At 43.3% G+C, this 18298-nt stretch carries 20 protein-coding genes and 1 tRNA gene; 6 read left to right on the top strand and 15 right to left on the bottom strand.

Annotated features, from left to right (window positions below):
- Positions 1-417: 417 nt before the first annotated feature.
- The 5 genes from V1501_RS10020 to V1501_RS10000 all read right to left on the bottom strand — a co-directional run bounded on the left by V1501_RS10020 (position 418) and on the right by V1501_RS10000 (position 4599).
- Positions 418-1002 carry an Ltp family lipoprotein gene (locus V1501_RS10020; protein WP_409292981.1) on the bottom strand — a complete coding sequence of 195 codons (585 nt, stop codon included), beginning with the start codon at positions 1000-1002 and terminating at the stop codon, positions 418-420.
- Positions 1003-1225: 223 nt separating this feature from the next.
- Positions 1226-1459 carry a hypothetical protein gene (locus V1501_RS10015; protein WP_409292979.1) on the bottom strand — a complete coding sequence of 78 codons (234 nt, stop codon included), beginning with the start codon at positions 1457-1459 and terminating at the stop codon, positions 1226-1228.
- Positions 1460-1968: 509 nt separating this feature from the next.
- Positions 1969-2511 (bottom strand): DUF2867 domain-containing protein, encoded by a 543-nt coding sequence (locus tag V1501_RS10010; RefSeq protein ID WP_409292978.1) that lies wholly within the window; start codon positions 2509-2511, stop codon positions 1969-1971.
- A 33-nt stretch (positions 2512-2544) separates the two neighbouring features.
- Positions 2545-3417: an RNA polymerase sigma-70 factor gene (locus V1501_RS10005; RefSeq protein ID WP_409292976.1), complete on the bottom strand. Its 873-nt coding sequence runs from the start codon at positions 3415-3417 to the stop codon at positions 2545-2547.
- An 18-nt stretch (positions 3418-3435) separates the two neighbouring features.
- The gene (locus tag V1501_RS10000; RefSeq protein WP_409292975.1) at positions 3436-4599 is read right to left on the bottom strand and encodes an NAD(P)/FAD-dependent oxidoreductase; all 1164 of its coding nucleotides are present in this window, start codon (positions 4597-4599) and stop codon (positions 3436-3438) included.
- A 144-nt stretch (positions 4600-4743) separates the two neighbouring features.
- On the opposite strand from V1501_RS10000, the gene V1501_RS09995 reads away from it, so the two are divergent.
- Positions 4744-4827 (top strand) — tRNA-Leu (locus tag V1501_RS09995).
- Positions 4828-4940: 113 nt separating this feature from the next.
- Here V1501_RS09995 and V1501_RS09990 read toward each other — a convergent pair.
- Positions 4941-6458 carry a malate:quinone oxidoreductase gene (locus V1501_RS09990; protein WP_409292973.1) on the bottom strand — a complete coding sequence of 506 codons (1518 nt, stop codon included), beginning with the start codon at positions 6456-6458 and terminating at the stop codon, positions 4941-4943.
- A 302-nt stretch (positions 6459-6760) separates the two neighbouring features.
- Positions 6761-7171 (bottom strand): DUF4395 domain-containing protein, encoded by a 411-nt coding sequence (locus V1501_RS09985; RefSeq protein WP_409292971.1) that lies wholly within the window; start codon positions 7169-7171, stop codon positions 6761-6763.
- A 243-nt stretch (positions 7172-7414) separates the two neighbouring features.
- On the opposite strand from V1501_RS09985, the gene V1501_RS09980 reads away from it, so the two are divergent.
- On the top strand, positions 7415-9796 hold the full coding sequence (locus V1501_RS09980; protein ID WP_409292970.1) for a M14 family zinc carboxypeptidase: 2382 nt from the start codon (positions 7415-7417) through the stop codon (positions 9794-9796).
- A gap of 146 nt (positions 9797-9942) precedes the next feature.
- The gene (locus tag V1501_RS09975) at positions 9943-10068 is read left to right on the top strand and encodes a hypothetical protein (RefSeq protein WP_409292969.1); all 126 of its coding nucleotides are present in this window, start codon (positions 9943-9945) and stop codon (positions 10066-10068) included.
- A gap of 15 nt (positions 10069-10083) precedes the next feature.
- Here V1501_RS09975 and V1501_RS09970 read toward each other — a convergent pair whose 3' ends face one another.
- The 4 genes from V1501_RS09970 to V1501_RS09955 form a co-directional block, all read right to left on the bottom strand.
- Positions 10084-10926, bottom strand: coding sequence for a DUF4037 domain-containing protein (locus V1501_RS09970; protein ID WP_409292968.1), 843 nt, complete (start codon positions 10924-10926; stop codon positions 10084-10086).
- Positions 10927-10955: 29 nt separating this feature from the next.
- Positions 10956-11399, bottom strand: a complete 444-nt coding sequence (locus tag V1501_RS09965; RefSeq protein WP_409292966.1) for a MarR family winged helix-turn-helix transcriptional regulator — start codon at positions 11397-11399, stop codon at positions 10956-10958.
- 59 nt (positions 11400-11458) lie between these two features.
- Positions 11459-11764: a hypothetical protein gene (locus V1501_RS09960; protein WP_409292965.1), complete on the bottom strand. Its 306-nt coding sequence runs from the start codon at positions 11762-11764 to the stop codon at positions 11459-11461.
- Positions 11765-11902: 138 nt separating this feature from the next.
- Complete coding sequence (locus V1501_RS09955) at positions 11903-12175, bottom strand: hypothetical protein (protein WP_409293315.1); 273 nt, start codon at positions 12173-12175, stop codon at positions 11903-11905.
- 466 nt (positions 12176-12641) lie between these two features.
- Here V1501_RS09955 and V1501_RS09950 point away from each other — a divergent pair, with 466 nt between their 5' ends.
- The gene (locus V1501_RS09950) at positions 12642-13115 is read left to right on the top strand and encodes a CarD family transcriptional regulator (protein WP_409292963.1); all 474 of its coding nucleotides are present in this window, start codon (positions 12642-12644) and stop codon (positions 13113-13115) included.
- A gap of 479 nt (positions 13116-13594) precedes the next feature.
- On the opposite strand, the gene V1501_RS09945 is transcribed toward V1501_RS09950, so the two are convergent.
- The 3 genes from V1501_RS09945 to V1501_RS09935 all read right to left on the bottom strand — a co-directional run bounded on the left by V1501_RS09945 (position 13595) and on the right by V1501_RS09935 (position 16053).
- Complete coding sequence (locus tag V1501_RS09945; protein ID WP_409292961.1) at positions 13595-14110, bottom strand: hypothetical protein; 516 nt, start codon at positions 14108-14110, stop codon at positions 13595-13597.
- Between the two features lie 116 nt (positions 14111-14226).
- Positions 14227-14427, bottom strand: a complete 201-nt coding sequence (locus tag V1501_RS09940) for a cold-shock protein (protein WP_409292960.1) — start codon at positions 14425-14427, stop codon at positions 14227-14229.
- 693 nt (positions 14428-15120) lie between these two features.
- Positions 15121-16053, bottom strand: a complete 933-nt coding sequence (locus tag V1501_RS09935; protein ID WP_409292959.1) for an ROK family protein — start codon at positions 16051-16053, stop codon at positions 15121-15123.
- 137 nt (positions 16054-16190) lie between these two features.
- Here V1501_RS09935 and V1501_RS09930 point away from each other — a divergent pair, with 137 nt between their 5' ends.
- Together V1501_RS09930 and V1501_RS09925 are read left to right on the top strand one after the other, a co-directional pair.
- A complete protein-coding gene (locus V1501_RS09930; RefSeq protein ID WP_409292958.1) occupies positions 16191-16733 on the top strand; it encodes a DUF6241 domain-containing protein in 543 nt (180 codons plus the stop codon).
- A gap of 130 nt (positions 16734-16863) precedes the next feature.
- Positions 16864-17700 (top strand): alpha/beta fold hydrolase, encoded by an 837-nt coding sequence (locus tag V1501_RS09925; protein WP_409292956.1) that lies wholly within the window; start codon positions 16864-16866, stop codon positions 17698-17700.
- 127 nt (positions 17701-17827) lie between these two features.
- Here the strand turns inward: V1501_RS09925 and V1501_RS09920 are convergent, their stop codons facing one another.
- On the bottom strand, positions 17828-18172 hold the full coding sequence (locus V1501_RS09920) for a YolD-like family protein (RefSeq protein ID WP_409292955.1): 345 nt from the start codon (positions 18170-18172) through the stop codon (positions 17828-17830).
- Positions 18173-18298 lie beyond the last annotated feature (126 nt).

The following is an 18298-nucleotide window of genomic DNA, read 5'->3' as shown; positions in this document are numbered from 1 at the left end:
TATTGCTGCATTCTTTAATGCATTAGAAACGCAATTTTACTAAAGGAGCAGGATAGGTGAATAAGAATGGGTTCAAAACTATTAAGGTATGATACCAATTTAAAAAGGTTGTTTGGAACTATTTTTAAAAGTTCAAAACAACCTGCCGGGAATGACCATTTAATTCATTTTTACCTCTGTAGTAGTTATATTGACTACATTACATGTGTATAAAAATTCGCAAGTTTAAAATGCTAGAAAGGACAAAAAAGACACTCATTAGGAGTGTCAGTTGTCTTTCTTTTTTATAGGTCTTTACTTACTCTTTTTGACCTGGCAGGCAGTTCAGTAGTATTGTTCTTTCTCAGTTCTACATATGCCATTGTCATATACCTTAAGGGCAGTATACAGCTTGTCATTGAAGAAACTCACTTCAAATTAAAGCCCTACCTGATCAGCACCGTACGCAGCTTCTTCTGTTGTGAACCCATCAAACTTTAATTGATCAATGAGGCTCTGACGTGAGAATGAAGAATAGTCCATATAATCTTTTGCTTTCTGTCCAGCCTGTTCTTTCCAATCAGCAGTAACATGTTCTACAGCAAACGTTGCGTCAGCATTAGAAAACTTATCGAACTCTAATTGCTTAACAAGTCCAGTTTTAGAAAAGGCAGTATAGTCAAGGTAAGAATTAGCTTTATCAAGCGCGTTTTCCTGAGATACTGTCATTTCAGGCTGTGCTGGTGCAGCTGGTTCTTCTGCTTGAACTGGTTCTTCCTTAGCAGCTTCCTTAACTTGCTTCTCAAGTTTGTCAACGACCTTCTGGGCTTCATCAACTTTCTTTAATTCCTTAACAGGGTCAGTCTTTTTCTCAGCTTGTTTTGTGGCAGCAGTATCAGAAGTGTCAGAAGATCCACCTGAACCATTTGCAATAGAAACTATGATAATCACAGCAAGAACCCAAACCCACCAGCGTCTATAGAAAGGCTTTCTTACCTTATTTAGTTGTTTATCTTTAGCCATAACTCATTCCCCTTTATGTATGTTTATGTCTTGATGCAATAATAATTGTAACATCTATGTAATTATTTTAATATAACAAAAGATATTGAAAGTATGTGTAATTTTTACCAATAATTTGTATACACTCCATTTTCTACAGCCTCCAAAAAATATTAAAATTGCATTCATTCCAAGAAAAGACTACTAAGGATGCTCCTTAGTAGTCTTTTAATAAAAATAGGTATCATATTATTTTAAAATAGTTAAGCATCAAAAGGACAAAAAATAATGCACATCCCGTTATACCGTAAGCACGCCATTTCTCCTTTTCCTTTACTGCTTTCATAAAAGCCATTCCGAGTAGTAGTAAGAAGAGAACACCCATAGTTAAGGGTATTATTGGAGACTTCAAAAAGTAATGTAAAACACTAAAAAGGACGATGATGATACAAAGTACGGTACCAGGTTTAGTTTCCATTTTGGTGCCTCCTTTCCATGTGATTGTACCAGATATATCCACTAAAAGTTTTGAACCGGCCCACTATATTTTGCAGAAACCAAAAAGCCCCCCGTCCCCCGATGTACCCGCTTGGCTGGTGGTTAGTTTGAACTGCCTTTCCATTTTGCGGATAAACCACAAGATCGGTATTAGTAATCAAATCCAATTGAACATAATCGTATAACTCATTGGCATTTGCGAGATTTCCTTCAACATTCCCTTTTGCATTGATCTTATTGTTTGTTCCATAAATAAGTAGTCCTTTTTAGTAATTTCAGTGGCTCAATTTTTAAATCCTGCCCACATACTTACTGACAAAAAAAGGACATGCTAGGTCACTTGAAATTAAAAAAGCCAGGCTTTTATAACCTGACATTTTTAAAAAATAATCTCTGATTTATAATTAAACAATGGTACTTCAATACCCGTTTCCGTATCGTGATGCTGCTTAAGTGCATTTAACATTCCAAAAAGCTTGTCATCTAATTCTAACCTTCTGGATTGTTGCCGATAGTATTTATTAAATTTAGAAAAGTCATCCTCTTCATCATCGCTGGGACAATCAGTTTATGAAATCTCTTTACGATGGAAAAGTACGATTTCCCAACCCAATTATTATAATAAACAAGAGTCGAAACGGTTAGGTAGTTCGATTCATTCATTTTCTCCACATAAATAGACACACGAAAATCCAAATGCCGGTCATCCTCGCCCAGTACAATCTCATTAGGACTGCACTTCAATACCCTGAATATCCCTATCTGACCTCCCTCTTCTATTATTAAATTCCCCTTATTCCGGCTGGAAGTCTTTAACCCTATTAAGCTTACGATTTTATTCCGCACATTCATTAAGGCATCCACCCAGGAAGGAGAAGCCGTTAAAAACCCGATGGCTATATGCTTAACGTCAGCACCCCCTTTATCAGGCAGTAAAACCCTATAGGCATCGTAAAAGTGTATCTCAGGCAAGGATCTGCCGGCTATCGATTTTTCCGGGACAGGCACCTTCTTCAACGTATACGCTTCCACTCATGAGTTCCCCCATCTATAACATCACTGTAATTATTCATATAGATTCACATGCTTTAATTTATCCGGATTCCTCACTATATAAATCTTAGAAATATGTTCGTTTTTAACATGAAAACAGATGACTGTTTTGACATCGTCATCACCCTTAACCAAAAGTCCGGTCTCCCCATTTACCTTCACGATTTTAACAATGGTTTGCTCCTTATCGTTTTGTGACAGCAGATTTTTAATAAACCGGACAACCAATACCCTCGAGCTCACTGGTTTTAAGGCAGCATATACCTTTCCGCCGCCATCGGAATAGAGGATAATGTCATGGCACACTAATTCCTCAATCTTCTTCATGTCTCCCTCATTCAATGCCCATACGAAGTTTTGAATAATTTTATCTGTTTCGGGGTCATTCGGTGCTTTCATATCTTCTTGAATCATTGGGAATTTGTCCTTTACCCGGCTGAATATTTTTCTGCAGTTCACTTCACTCCGGTTTAACATTTGTGAAATTTCCCGATAATCATACTGGAATACTTCCCTGAGAATAAAAACGGCTCTCTCGACTGGTTTCAGTTTTTCCAGAAGCATCAGGATGGCAAATGAAATAGTCTCCCCTTTCATCACCTGCATGATGGGGTTGTTATCATCCTGGATCAATGGTTCCGGAAGCCAGGGGCCAGGATATACCTCTCGTTTATGTGCGGCAGATTTTAAATGGTCTATACATATGTTTGTAACCATTTTACAAAGATACGCCTTCACATTTTCCACATTTCCAATGTTTTTTTCCCCTGCCTGCACATATACATCCTGAACGATATCTTCTGCATCAGAGACTTTGCCGAGCATCCGGTAAGCGATCGAAAACAAAAGCGGCTGGAATTGTGAATAAAGGTTCTGCAGTTCCATAACCCCCGCCTCCTTCCTTCAGTGAATTATACTCGCAGCATTCCATGTATACTCCCTTATTTTCAATGCCAATTTACCGGTAAGCACGAAATCTGAACCCCATTTACTTGCCCATACAATCGCATCGTCCGGACCGAGGCCAATACAAAGAAAATCAGGGAAAGTACGATGGGAGACTGCTTTTGTGCCCTGTATCCCGGCTTTTATGATTTTGGCAAGCCGCTTCCCATGGGAAATGGCTTCCTTGCAGCTCATGGCTGCTGCTTTTCCACTTACGGGATCCACCACATGGATACAGTCCCCAATGGCATAAATATAATCACTTTCTTTGATACGGTAGAATGAATCCACCATGACTTTTCCCTGTTCTGTCACAGAGAGACCTAAAGAATGAAGACAGGGATGGGGCTTTAAACCGATTGTCCAAATGCAGGCATCCGCCTCCAGCTCTGTTTTGTCAGTGAAGATAATCCTTCCATTTAAATGTTGTACTGCTCTTTGATTATGGAGTACAATCACTCCCTGCCTCCTCAGTCTCTGTTCAAGACGCGCACTTATTTTCTCAGGAACTTCCTCTAATACTCTATGTTTATTGTTAATAAGTACTATTTCAATGCTCCTCCCGCCCTTACCTTCTTTTTCTAGTTCTTTTTTCATCATGAAACAAACCTCGCTTGCCGTTTCTATTCCTGTAATTCCACTGCCAATAATCGCCACCCGCAGCATGCTCTTTGTGGAAGTCGTCATTTTCAATAGCTGCTCCCTGATCAGCTGCGCATTTTGCAGGTTACTGAGTGTTATTCCTCCACATTCTGAATTCACTTCTTGCACTACACTGCCCAGGGCAAGAACCAATCGGTCAAAATGCAGAGATTTGGAAGTACCATCTGCCGCTGTAATATGAACGATTTGTTCTTTAGGAAGAACCGATGTTAATTCTCCCTGAATAAATTCTACATCAGGGCCGCAGTACTGTTTCAAAGGAATCTTTAGATTGGAGACATCCTTCTCAACGATTCCCTTAAATAAATTCACCTTTTTAAGATGGAACGCATTTTGATCAACCAGGATAATCCGAATACTTCTGGCTGCCTCCTCCTGAAACTCTTTCTTTAGTGCTATGATATGATTGATCCCGGCATACCCGCCGCCAATGACCATGATGTTCAGCAATTCCTCCATTTTTATCGTCTCCTTTTTTTCTGGCTTATCATAAAACGAATGAGGAAAGTGATTTGTGACCGATTTAACAGGAAAAAACTTTAGAAAATATGCTTGTCTGAAACAAAAAAATATGTTATATTTCTTATTGCAGTACTTCAACACGCGGTTGTGGCGGAATCGGCAGACGCGCTAGATTCAGGTTCTAGTGATAGCAATATCGTGGAGGTTCAAGTCCTCTCAGCCGCATCATTTAAAAGGAGATACAGATCAGCTGATCTGTATCTCCTTTTTTCGTTTTTGTAAAAAGGAAAAAGGACTTCCCCTGGAATAGGAAGTCCTTCTTTGCTTTCTCTTCTGTTTTACGAGACGCTCTGCCCGCCTACTTTAACCGCCTCAATCTTGTTCAATTCCAGCGTTTTTGCGGTGGATGCAAAGATCTTCTGGAATACCTCAGGATTGCTGGCAAGTGACAATCCGTAGGATGGCACCATTTCTTTAATCTTTGGTGCCCAATCCTTCATATGTGACGGGAAGCATTTTTCAAGTACCTCCAGCATAACATGGACGGCCGTGGAAGCACCCGGTGATGCCCCGAGCAGGGCAGCGATTGAACCGTCTGATGCGCTTACCACTTCTGTTCCGAACTGGAGTGTGCCTTTGCCTGCGGCAGTATCCTTGATGACCTGGACACGCTGTCCGGCTGTGACAACATACCAATCCTCAGTTTTAGCGTTCGGGATGAATTCACGCAGCTCTTCCATGCGTTTTTCGTTTGAGAGCATAACCTGCTCGATCAGATACTTGGTCAATGCCATTTCTTTCACACCTGCTGCAAGCATCGTCAATACATTATTTGGCTTGACGGAACCGATGAGGTCGAGATTCGAGCCAGTTTTCAGGAACTTAGGCGAGAATCCGGCAAAAGGGCCGAACAGCAGTGTTTTTTTGCCGCCGATATATCTTGTGTCAAGATGCGGCACACTCATCGGAGGAGCCCCCAGCTTCGCTTTGCCATAGACCTTGGCGTGGTGCCTTTCTACGACTTCAGGATTATTACACGCCAAAAACAGCCCGCTTACCGGGAAGCCGCCGATATGCCTGGACTCTGGAATGCCTGTCTTCTGCAGAAGCGGCAGGCTTCCGCCTCCCCCGCCGATAAAGACAAATTTAGCTGTATGAATTTCGGTTTTGCCTCCATCAATATCCCGGACCTTCAATTCCCAGGAGCCGTCTGCCGTCCGTTTGATGTCCTTTACGCTATGTTTATAGTTCATTTCCACGCCCTGCTTCTTCAGGTAATCAAAGAGCATCCGTGTCAGCGCGCCGAAGTTAACATCCGTCCCTGAATCAATCTTTGTTGCAGCCAGCGGCTCACCTGCTTTGCGCCCTTCCATGATGAGCGGGAACCATTCCGCAAGTTTTGCCGGATCTTCGGTATACTCCATTCCCTGAAATAAAGGATTGTGTGAGAGCGCTTTAAATCTCTTTTTCAAAAAGGTTACATTATCCCCTCCCTGCACCATACTCATATGAGGGATCGGCATGATGAATTCCTTGGGGTTGCGGATCAGTTTTTTCTCTACAAGATGAGCCCAGAACTGCCTGGAAAGCTGGAATTGCTCGTTAATGCTTACAGCCTTGCTGATATCGATGGATCCGTCGGGTTTTACGGTCGTATAGTTAAGTTCGCACAGTGCAGAATGTCCGGTTCCTGCATTATTCCATTCATTGGAGCTTTCTTCACCTGCGTCTGCTAGTTTTTCAAAAACCTTAATGTTCCACTCGGGTGCGAGCTCTTTCAATATGGCTCCCAATGTTGCACTCATGACACCGGCACCAATTAAGATTATGTCTGTTTTATTCTGTAAGCTGCTCATTATATCCTTCCTTATCCCATATATATTTGCGAAAAGAATAGGCGGCCCGGTAAATCAGCAATCATGAAGGCGCCTTCTAGCAACCGCTTTAATTATAACTCTATCATATTTTTGTCAAAATGATTCAAACATTAAAACATCTGCCAATATCTGATAATTATAACCCATTTCGGGCTGATACAAAAGGAATTAATGCTTATTCGACACCCAGCTGCTTCGCGATTAAATCCCTTATGTAAAAAGAGCCCCTCCTATGTCCTTTGCAAACATAACAGGGGCTGAATTTCTGATCTTGACAGTTCTCAGTGCACCTGTCCTCTTTTATGTTTCCACATGATATACCGGTAACGGATAAAGCAGCCAACGCAAAATCCAAGAAGAGCAATTCCTGCTGCCAGCACGACCATTACACTGAAGCCATAGCCGAGGGCGTCCCAGCCGATTTGAAAGAACAGCAGGGACAAACCGAGACAGACCGTTGCAATCCACTGGTTAAAAAGCTGCTGATCCTTATCCTCCATCACATATTGTGACAGGGGCTTTTTCAACAGTTTCTTCCCAGCAAGGATAATAGGATTTTTTTTGAAAACGAGCGTAAAAATGCCGATTGCAAACGGAATAACCAGTATAAAATGATGAAATACAAGTGCAGCGAGAACACTGACTACGATAAAGGATTGATTAAGCTGTACCAATGGTTTTGGAATACCCATAGAATGCCTCCAGTTATATAACCAACTTACCATAGTTTATTACTATGGATTATATAATGACATTAACACATTCAGCTGCAGTTGTATATAATGGCCGGCTGTCATGCTGTTTAAACTCCTGAATTGGATGTGTTTTTCCGACATAGCCAGCAGGAAATTCTAGTCATTTTTATCTATTGTTCCCAAGAAAACGATGAATTAATATAAAAATAGACTGATACTTATACAGATAGGAGACAGAATATGAGCAAGAAAAAGATATTATCTGGAGCACTTGCAGTGAGCATCCTGGCAGCAGTACCCCTTACGCCTGGTTATGCAGCGACTAAAAACTGGGTGAATGTCAATGTTTTCGAAGAACAGGATGGAAGCAAGTTCAATAGTGAAAACTATGACTTTATGAAGTTCTCTGAGGTTCGTGCCAAACTCGCTGAAATTGAGGAAAAATCAAACCGGATTAAAGTGGAGGTGCGCGGTACATCTGCCAAGGGCCAGCCCCTTTATGCCGTGACGATTTCCGATCCGGAGACTAAAGGGAAATTTGGAAAAAACAAAGCACTGCGCAAACAGATGTTCAAGAATACCGGCAAAGCCCAGAAATGGATTGCCGAAAACCCGGACTTCAAAGTGCCCATCATGATCAATGGCTCCATCCATGGAACTGAATTCGTGGGCACGGACGCCGTCATGCAGCTGATTGAGCGGTTTGCAACGGCAAGCGATGCCGAAACCAAGAACATCCTGAACCATAATATCCTGATTTTCAACGTCGTTCAAAACCCAGACGGCAGAATTAATGCGACACGCTTTAACGGCGAAGGAATTGACTTAAACCGGGATTTTATCACTCAATCCCAGCCAGAAACACGGGAAACAGTCGAACTGATCAAGGAATGGAATCCAATGGTGTTTCTCGATACACACGGATATGTGAAAAATTATGCGCCAAACCTGCAAGGTTTGATTGAACCGTGCACCCCTCCACATAACCCGAATTATGAATATGATCTGTATAATAAATGGGCCCTGCCTCAGGCGAAAGCTATGGAAGCAGAAATTATGAGCAATAAAAACAAGTACACGGGCAGCCTCTACCAAAGCATGGAAGGCTCTTATATCCCGCAGCGAAATGATACAGCAGGCTGGGATGATTATCCGCCGATATTCACCCCAATGTATGCGATGTACCACGGCGCATACGGCCATACCCTTGAAGCGCCGACCAATGATCTGGACGGAGTGCGCTGGCAGTATGACGCCATCATGGGAGCATTGAAGTATGCGACAAAAAATAAGCAGGGCATGATTACAGATCAAATCGAGATGTTCAAGCGGGGCATCAACTTTGATCATCCCTTCCATAAGGAAGGCTTCTTCCCGGATGCTTATATCCTTCCGGTAAATCCAGAGGACCCGACTGTCACAGAAAAGGCAGTGAATCACCTGATCAACAATGACATCGAGGTAGTCCGCGCCAATAAAGACTTTGAAGCAGAAGGTGTTTCCTATCCTAAAGGGACGTATCTTGTAAGGATGGACCAGGCAAAAGCGGGCCTTGCCAATACAATGCTCTGGGACGGAGAAGACATAACGGATGATACGCCGGCCATGTATGATATCTCAGCCTGGAGCCTCCCTGAATTATGGGGCTTTGAAGCCAACCCGGTTCATTCCCCTGTCACTGTTCCCGCTTCAGGGGTCAAGCAGGCTGAATTTAATGGTTCGCTTTCTGGAAAAGGTCCGTATAAAATTCCAAACAGTTCTGTTAAAGCCGTTCAGCTCGTGAACGCTCTCCTGCAGCAGGGAGTGTCAGTCGTTCGGGACGAAAATGGCGATTTCTATACAGCAGCCGATTCAAAGGTCATTTCACCGCTTGTTAAAGCGTCAGGATTGAATATAGGCACATCCGGCATCCCGGGCGTTGTATCGCCGGTTTCCCATATGAAGGTGGCCATTTTTAAAGATGGCGGAATGAACAAGCAGCAAACCCATTCTGGAACCAGACTCGCACTGGAGAGGCTTGGATTCCAGGTGACAGAAGTTACACCACAGCAGGCGGCTTCCTCCGGCCTTAACGGATTCGACGTTTTCGTCTACAGCGGTACGGAAAATCTGATTTCCACCACTTTATCCGAGGCCAATAAGGAATTTGGATTCCAGTCTGCAGGAGCTCTCGATTCTTTCAAGAAAAATTTAGCTTCCTTCCTGGATCACGGAGGCAAATATATTGCGGTTGGTGCCGGTGCTTCAAGGGCGTCCAGGACACTTGGACTTACAGATGATGTAATCAATACCGGCGGCTCCAACTCGAATGGAATCGTGAAGGTTAAAAATGCGGGAGACAGCCTTACTGCCGGCTATAAAGCAAATGACCTGGGATTTGTGTACCGTCCGGTCTGGTACTCCGGCCCTGGAGTTGAAAACGACAAAGTTTCTGCCTCCTATGCAGATTCCAGCGATTTCTTTATGGCAGGGCACTGGGCAAACAATCAAGCTGCCAAGGGCCAGCCTGTCATTGTTCAGGAAAAAAACCGGGATGTTACATTAATCGGCCTTGAACCCGGATTCCGAGATCATACGGATTACCTGTTCCGCCTATTATCAAATGCAATATTCGAGAAATAAGAAAACAGCCCTGCATCCTTGACGCAGGGCTGTTTTGACGTAAATGGAAAATATTTTTATAGAATTAAAGGTTACAAATTTCAGAGACAGGGAATATAAGAACCAACAGCATAAAACGAAAATAAAAAAACTGGAGGTCATTTAAAATGAGAGAAAACAATCATATTTCATTAACTGAATTTACAAAGGAAGACGGATTTGAATTAAACAGTTACATATCAGTACTATTCGAAAATGCAGCACCAAAAGAGCATATGGAAGAAAAAAGCTGATTGAGCATAAGCCCATCAGCTTTTTTCTTTGTCTGAAACCCTTGTTGCTGATATCTCCTTTAAAAATCCGCCGATATCGATTCCAGGCAGATGCCTTGTGATCAGAGCCCCTGTTTCAGCAAGCAGGCTCTCAAGCTCAATGACGCTTTCCCGTGTCTGCCCGCTGACGGCTGTACGGATCCGTTCTTCCAGATTCGGCGGCTTGATTTCCATCTTCCGGATTGTCTCATGAATCCACTTAAACCCGGGATGACTCACATACAGCCTGTTCAATCCATGCAGCATCATCAGGATGCGGGAAGCCGTATCCCAGGCAAGCTTTTGATAGATAAAGAAGTCTTCCCTCTCAATATAGGCGTTCCGTGCGCTCCAGCGGCTGCTGAATTCAAGCTGGCTTTCGATCATGTTTCTCCTCAAGGCCTCCGGATAGGCTCCTGCCTTTTCCTTTAGTCCGTGAATGATTTCTGCCCCATTAAGCGGAATACCGTCCACAATGGAAGCAGTGATTGCCTGGGCATCCAGGTCCTCATTACCCTCATCCACATTCAGGGAGATAAAAGCAGAAACGGACGATGTCAAAAAGCTGCTGACTTCTATTTTGATTCCCTTTACACGGTAAGACTCCGACCATTCTTCGTCTTCATAATCGAAAAAGGTAAGGATTTCACCATTTAATGCCCCGATCACATCTTTCCGTTCCCGGTCTGAGGGCGCAGCTGACCAAAGAACATATATTTCAATATCCGAATGACGATCCTGCATGCCCCTTGCCACCGAACCGGCTAGCATAACGGCCTCGACCGAATTATTATCTGCATAAGCTCCCGCTATTTGTTCTGCAATTTTAAAATTACCCATTTTATTCTCCTGTTTTCCTTATGTAACCCCTAGAGGGCCTCTTCTGGCTGCACAGCCGCATGAAGCTTTTCCACAAGCACCTGGAAGGACTGAATTTCTTCAACGGTAAAATGTGAATAATATTTATCCCGAATTACTTCAACGGTTCTCTCCATATCCTGAAACAGTTCTTCACCTTTAGTGCCAAGTGTAACATAAACCACCCGCCGGTTCTCTTCCCCCCACGCCCTTTTTAACAGATCGTGCTTTTCCAGCCTCTTGACGATCTGACTCAGTGAGCTTGGCGAAAGAGAGAGCTTTCTCGACAAAACATTGACTGTCAGGCTCCCATCTTTTTTCACCGCCTTCAGCACCTGCAGCTGCTTCGGTGTCAAATCAAACTTCATCATCGCTTCATACTGCCGGGCTATAGTATTTTGGATACGGTCCAGCATCTCCAGCGAGTGGTGGATCAGGCTGCTTTTATCTATCATTCTGGTTCCCCTCATTCAGGTCCTAATTTAGGATATTATAATTTTTCCGTCCATTATCTTTAGTATAAGAAATCCATTCTCCTATATTCGATGGCCAGGCCCCATAACCCTTCCTCCATTAAAAGAAGTTTCCCCCTCCCCTTCTTAGCCTGAGCGGTAATCGGATGCATGAACACGGGAGGCAAGGCCGTGCCGCTCAGGTCTTTAACAAACTGCACTTCGCTTCCACATAATTTTTTGCCTTGAACAGGGTTTTCCTTAAGGCTGGGCGTATAATGGAAGGTAACCGTTTTGGTATTACCCCATGCAAGGAGCGGCAGGATGGAAGTCAGGGCCACATTCTGGCCGCTGATCACATCGAACAAGTGCCTCCTGGCGTGCTATCACTACAGCATCCTCCGCAGCTGCATAATAAAGAACTCCGCTAAATCCATTCATGCAGTGATACATGAGAATTTCCACAGTATCAAGGGTCCCAAAGCACTCTGAAACAGGAATCCGATTCACTGCCTTATGATAGATGAAATCCAAATCACACGGATTTGTCCCATCCAGCTTCCGAATCTGCCCTTTATCTCCCCCTGCAGCTGGGCAGTCCATCTGGAAGAGTGTTTCTTCCACGGGACGAAATCCAAACTTGGGATAATAGCCAAGCACCGATGAATGGCAAAAAGGTAATTTAAATCATATGTACTGAAATCGTCCATTACTTTCTCCATAAGCTTCCTTGTCAGTCCCCGGCCCTGGCAATCAGGATGAGTCATAACGGTTCCAATCTGAACTGCCCGCTTTTGCTCACCATTGATAAAAGGTTTGATATGGTAACTGAAATATTGGCTGCTATTCTTCCGGCCGCTTCAAAGGAGTAAGGGATATACCTGCCGCCCCAGGAACCCTTTAAATACCAGTTCTCAAAACTGATGCCGAAGGTTGATAGTGCCAGTTTTATTAAAGCTTTTCCGCAGCCCCTCATGTTTCTTATAATTTTTAACAAACTGCATATGTTACCCTGTCTCTCACCGTTATCTATTTAAAATATTTATAGAACCAAAGTTAATTTTTGTCAATTTATTTTTCAGGAACACTCCTACTGCTGGCAGGAACAGAAAAAACCAGGAAAATGCTTTCATTTTGTTATCTTTTAATATTGACTTAACACATATAAAAATGATAGTATATATTATTTTGCCTATTTCCTTATTTATGTTATACTATAAATAGATTAACGCGGAGGTGAAGGTTTTGTTTGAAATAGGCGATCATATTATATATCCCACACAAGGTCTTGGAATCATAAAAGACTTTGAAGAAAAAGAGATTCATGGATTAACCCAGACATATTGTGTTATCACCATCTCCAATAACAATATGCAGCTAATGGTACCATCTAACCGGATACAGGCAGCAGGAATCCGGATGATCGGTGACAAAACGGCACTGGAAGAAGCACTAAAGGTCTTTCATAATGGAAGCTCCGACCCTGCACTGACCTGGAAGCAGCGTCTCAAGCAGAATCAGGAGAAAATCAGGTCCGGCTCACTGGTAGATGGCGCCGAAGTCGTACGTGACCTGAAACGGCTCCAGAACGAAAAATCACTAAGTCCTAACGAAAAAAATATGCTGCTGAGTGCAGAAAAAATCCTGTTAGGCGAAATACAGCTGATTTCAGGCCTTACCAAAACACAGGCTGCTGATTTATTGGAGATGCAGGTATAAAACCTGGCATCTCCCCCTAAGCATTACCCCGCACTCCCACTTTAAACAATTTCATTCCTTACGCACATTGAAATTTGCAAAACCCAACTTATACTTTTATATGCCGGTTATTCCGGCGCCTTCATCTTTAAAGATGGGATGCCTATCTTTAAAAAAATGTGGAGTTTGTTACTTACAGAATCATACGCATTGAAAATAACTGTATTTATTCAAATTTTTTTGAAGGATATGCAGCCAATACGCCAGGGTGACTCCTTCTCCACTATATTTCATCATGGTAATTCCTTAGACGATAAATTGGCGGCTGCGGTTCCAGCGAATAAAAGAAGAACCTCATCCTTCCTGGATGTGGTTCTTCTTTTATTCGCAAAAATATTTCAGGACTTTTTACCTGTTTTGTGCTATAATGAGTTAAACCAATCTGCAATACTTTACCTGTACCAGGCTGACCTGCCCTTCTTTGGGCAGGTTTTTTGTTTTTAAGAGCTCTTCCAGAAGGGATTCCTCTCATATTCACCTGGTTCTTCAGGTCCTAAAATAGAATCCATGACTGCAGCAAATTCCAGCATGATCTCCGTCAGGTCGTGAGTCTGTATGGTAGTATGCGGGGCAGACAGCTTCAATCCTTTTTCATCATAAGAGAGCACCCATTCTTCATCGCCCTCAGAAGTCCTGACTCTCAATTTGCACTCTCTTTGAGTTACCGCCAGGAACAAAATTTGGTTCAGCCGGGTTCCATTCTCTTTTCCCGCCAAGTCATCAAACCATTTCCTGAACCCCAGCCGCCTGATCGAATCCAGAATGTCTTCCTTCGGCCACTCTTCATACATCCTGGCAAGCTCTGCTGTATCCTCCTGGAATCGGCTCGTATAGCTGTCAAGAATCTCAACCATGCTAAGCTTAATGGTCTCCCCTTTAACCTGATACTCAAATTTTTCAGTAAGTGGGATATCCTTTTCCCGCAGAAGCTTTAGAAAACTCTTATGAACAAGCATTCCGCACCTCCCGTAATAGTATCTTATCAGGATTGCCACCTCCGGGAATGCTTATGCATTTTTTTGCATTAAAAAAGCAGACCCTCAAAAGAGAGCCTGCTTGGATTAGTCAAATATTATGCTTTTTGAACGTTAGCAGCTTGTGGTCCACGAGCTCCTTGCTCAACGTCAAAAGTTACTTTTTGGCCTTCGTCTAAAGATTTGAATCCTTCAGATTGGATAGCAGAGAAATGTACGAATACGTCGTCTCCACCTTCGCGCTCGATGAAACCGAATCCTTTTTCTGCGTTAAACCATTTTACTGTACCTGTTTCCATTTGTGTTGCCTCCTAGTGCAGATTGCACAATTTATTACTATCCTTGCCGAAGTACTCATCTAGACGAAAAGTCAAAAACTTAAGCTATCCTTTTGTTCGAACAAAAATAATTCTTTTTTATTATAACAAGCATACTGTAAAAATGCAAGGGTCGTTGAAATTTAATTTCAACAGAGGTGAATCAGCAGGAAAACCGGTTGAAAAAGTTCCAGGTTGAATCCTGCGTTTTTAAATTTACAGGCCCTTTTTAATCGGCTTTTTCGTTTGATAGGGTTCTAAGGTAAATTTTTATGGACGCTTTCCAGAATTCTGAAGCTTTATTGGTCATAAAGGAAACCTTATGCACTGTATTACCTGTTTCCTGGGTTGTTTTGGTCATAAGAGGATCTTTATGACCTGTTTTGCCTGATTTCTCGTAGTTTGGGTTATAAGAGAACCTTTACAACCAATTTCACTCAATTCTCCGTCCATTTTAGTTCTAAAGAGAGCCTTATGACCATTTTAACCCTATTCTCCACCCATTTTGGTTCTAAAGAAAGCTTTACAACCAGTTTCACCTAATTCTCCAGCCATTTTGGTTCTAAAGAGAGCCTTACGACCATTTTAACCCATTTCCTCAGCCATTTTAGTTCTAAAAGTAATGTACAGGACCAGCTATGCCCCGTCCTACTCCCCCAGACAAATAGTTCCATATCACTGAGGCTGCTCCACTTTCTGTGCCCTGCTTATGAAGTGATACAGGGCCCCGAGCATGCCTGCATCATTTTTATGGCGGCATGGTTCGACTGAAACGGCAAAGGAGTCCCAGTAAGGGTAATGGCGGGCATGCTGGATGATGTCTTCGATCAGGCCTTCCCTTCCGCTGATGCCTCCGCCAATGAGGATCTTTTCCGGATTAAGGGTCACTGCCAGGTTATAGAGACCATAGCTGATATTTTTCACCCACTCTTCTATCAGACGTTTCACAGCGGTATCGTGCTCTGCTTCTTCAAAAACCGTTTCACCGCCGACTTTCTCATCCACAGTTAAGCCCTTAAGGTCCTTATACATTTTGATTAAACCGCCGGTGGAAGCATTTCCGTGCATATGCGGCCGGTCTGGATGGTAAGCCGGCGTAAACATAAAGCCGAATTCCCCTCCTCGGAAGCTTGCACCATGGACAATTTCGCCGTTGATGAATATGCCGCCTCCTATACCGGTACCAAGTGTGACACAGATAAAGTTACGGCAGCTCACTGCATTCCCATTAAGCTTTTCCGCCAGGGCCGCGCAATTGCCGTCGTTTTCCATTTCGACGGGCAGCCCTGTCCGCTCCTCGAGGATTTCCTTTAGGTTTTTCTGATCGAGAACCCGGATGGATCCTGCGCGCTCGGAATACCCTGTGTTCACATCTATGAAGCCCGGCATGCTGACTGCAATGCCAGCCGCACTATGTTCAGTACTATATTCCCCGATGACCTTTTCCATGCCGCCGACAAATTGTTCGAGAGTGTCACAGACAGTCGGATAGCTGCCCTTTGAAATAAAGGTACCTTCCCCTGTAAGCAGCCCATGCTTAATATGAGTTCCTCCAACATCGAATGCTATGTATACTTCAGCTTCTGTCTGAAAATGATCGTGTGCCATGAACAGGCTCCTTTCATCTGCAAGCGTTTTCTAAATTATATAATAATAACGAGTTTATAGAAATGGATAGGTAAAAAAGGGTTTCGATTGTGCTGAATCGAATATAAGAATAAACTTTTATAAATGAGGTTGGATATTTGAGAAAAACCATGAAAAGCCTGGCGGGAATATTGGTTCTGCTCCTGGTCATGGCTGCAGCCGGAATCGGCACTTATTTTTACCTTGAAGCCAAGAACACACCATCCGGGGGCAAATCGACACTCTCCGTGAAAAAATCAGATTCAAAGGGCAGACAGGCTTTTATAGAAGTGGAGGAGAAGCGGACCCAGCCGGTTGCTAAGGAATTCCCCTTCAGCATGCCAGAGGTTGAGGTTCAAAATGCCCTTCACGGCATGACACATCAAAAAATTACCGCAGAGGATAAATGGGGATTTCTGCCGATGACCGATGAACGTGTGAAACGTCTGCTGCTTGTCGTAAAGAGAAATGAAATGAATTATGAACATGATCCAGTTTATATGGAAATGCTTAAGCGGTGGGAACAACATGATTTTTCACTAGTGGACAAGGATCATAACACCATCTGGAAGCTGCAGGGCGGCACGGTTGGAGAAGCCACCGGCATTATGACTCTGGAGGAGGAAGAAACATTCATCAAGGAGCATTATCAGACCGAGTGAATTTATTCGACAAAGTAAAAAACTTTGTCATTTCCTGCGCTTTCCCGAGAAATAATTCATGCGCTGTTTTTATTTCCATTCTTTGGGTAAATCTTTAGTTAACTTGATTTAAAAAAGGTGGAGATAATGAATGGCGAAATTAAAAGTTGGAACGGAAAATGAAGCACCGATTGAGATTTATTATGAAGACCACGGGTCTGGACAGCCGATAATCCTGGTCCACGGCTGGCCGCTCAGCAGACGATCCTGGGAATACCAGGTTCCAGCCCTGGTTGAAGAAGGATTCAGGGTAATCACCTATGACCGCAGAGGCTTCGGCTCATCTTCCCAGCCATATGGCGGATATGACTATGATACGCTTGCCGGGGATCTCAATGAATTGATTGAACACCTGGACCTTAAGGATGCAGTGCTTGTCGGATTCTCCATGGGAGGCGGCGAAGTGGTCCGGTATATCGGGAATTATGGATCGGACCGGATCAGTAAAGCAGTGCTCGCAGCAGCTGTCCCCCCTTACCTTTATAAATCTGATGACAACCCGGAAGGCGGGCTTGATGATAAGACGATCAGCGAGCTTGAGAATGGAGTCAGGACAGACAGACTTTCCTTCCTGGATGATTTCACGATCAAGTTCTTCTCTCCGGACGGCGCCCAGATTCTCGTAAGCGAACCGCTGCGGAAGTACAATTGGCAGATTGCTGCAAACGCCTCGCCAAAGGCTACACTTGAATGTATCAGCGCCTTTTCACGCACCGATTTCCGGGCCGACCTCGAAAAAATCGATGTGCCGGTCTTCATCATCCATGGTGATTCAGACAGCATAGTCCCTTTTGAGGTAAGCGGGAAAAGATCGCATGAAAGCATACAAAACAGCGAGCTTCAAATTATCTCGGGCGGACCGCACGGAATAAATGCCACACATCCGCAGGAATTTAACGAAGCGCTGATATCCTTTCTTAAGAGTTAAAAACAAAGCAGACAGAAGCCATAGGCTCCTGTCTGCTTTATTCATATGGGGTATGTATGGATGAATAGGAACAAGGCCGCATGCGGATTCCTATTCCATTCCTGCTGTTTCTTCAAACGTAATTTAATCATTCAAGCACTTCTATACGAACAATGTCATCAAAGAAAATCTTAAACAGCTCATTCGGCGGACCGTCCGTTTCCAGATAAATCAGCTTGTGAATTTCATCAAGCCGGTGCACCATCCCAATGTGCGTTTTTTCAAAGCCCTCTTCCCAGACGACCGTCTTGATCTGGAGCTTAAATTCCATCGCAAAACAAATTTTGTTTTCAAACTCCTCTATTTGGTATTCATCCAGCAGCGGCTTTTCCACTCTGTTTTCATCCCTCTTCAATTCCTTAAGCATCTTCACATGCTCCGGCATAAAAAACGCACCCTGCCATTTAATCTTGCCTCTGTCCCTGATATTCATCTTTCTTCCCCCTCAACAGCTATTATATGTTATTTATAGAACAAATGTTCCTATAATAAACCTTTTAATTTATTCCAGCTGTTGAGAGCCCTGTGGAATCCCATATAAAAAAAGCAAAAGCCGGCT

The organism is Paraperibacillus esterisolvens, assembly GCF_046237625.1.
GTDB classification, from domain to species: domain Bacteria; phylum Bacillota; class Bacilli; order Bacillales; family DSM-1321; genus Paraperibacillus; species Paraperibacillus esterisolvens.
Note: the sequence above shows the minus strand (reverse complement) of the source record. Positions and strands in the feature narration are given on the sequence as shown.

Excerpts from the sequence above, each read along its gene's own strand:
- V1501_RS10015 (WP_409292979.1), bottom strand. The coding sequence starts at position 1,459 with ATGGAAACTAAACCTGGTACCGTACTTTGTATCATCATCGTCCTTTTT.
- V1501_RS09940 (WP_409292960.1), bottom strand. The coding sequence starts at position 14,427 with ATGGAAACAGGTACAGTAAAATGGTTTAACGCAGAAAAAGGATTCGGT.
- V1501_RS10005 (WP_409292976.1), bottom strand. The coding sequence starts at position 3,417 with ATGGAACTGCAGAACCTTTATTCACAATTCCAGCCGCTTTTGTTTTCG.
- V1501_RS09945 (WP_409292961.1), bottom strand. The coding sequence starts at position 14,110 with ATGCTTGTTCATAAGAGTTTTCTAAAGCTTCTGCGGGAAAAGGATATC.
- V1501_RS09975 (WP_409292969.1), top strand. The coding sequence starts at position 9,943 with ATGAGAGAAAACAATCATATTTCATTAACTGAATTTACAAAGGAAGAC.
- V1501_RS09970 (WP_409292968.1), bottom strand. The coding sequence starts at position 10,926 with ATGGGTAATTTTAAAATTGCAGAACAAATAGCGGGAGCTTATGCAGAT.
- V1501_RS09990 (WP_409292973.1), bottom strand. The coding sequence starts at position 6,458 with ATGAGCAGCTTACAGAATAAAACAGACATAATCTTAATTGGTGCCGGT.
- V1501_RS09935 (WP_409292959.1), bottom strand. The coding sequence starts at position 16,053 with ATGGCACACGATCATTTTCAGACAGAAGCTGAAGTATACATAGCATTC.
- V1501_RS09965 (WP_409292966.1), bottom strand. The coding sequence starts at position 11,399 with ATGATAGATAAAAGCAGCCTGATCCACCACTCGCTGGAGATGCTGGAC.
- V1501_RS09980 (WP_409292970.1), top strand. The coding sequence starts at position 7,415 with ATGAGCAAGAAAAAGATATTATCTGGAGCACTTGCAGTGAGCATCCTG.
- V1501_RS09925 (WP_409292956.1), top strand. The coding sequence starts at position 16,864 with ATGGCGAAATTAAAAGTTGGAACGGAAAATGAAGCACCGATTGAGATT.
- V1501_RS10020 (WP_409292981.1), bottom strand. The coding sequence starts at position 1,002 with ATGGCTAAAGATAAACAACTAAATAAGGTAAGAAAGCCTTTCTATAGA.
- V1501_RS10000 (WP_409292975.1), bottom strand. The coding sequence starts at position 4,599 with ATGGAGGAATTGCTGAACATCATGGTCATTGGCGGCGGGTATGCCGGG.
- V1501_RS09920 (WP_409292955.1), bottom strand. The coding sequence starts at position 18,172 with ATGAATATCAGGGACAGAGGCAAGATTAAATGGCAGGGTGCGTTTTTT.
- V1501_RS09985 (WP_409292971.1), bottom strand. The coding sequence starts at position 7,171 with ATGGGTATTCCAAAACCATTGGTACAGCTTAATCAATCCTTTATCGTA.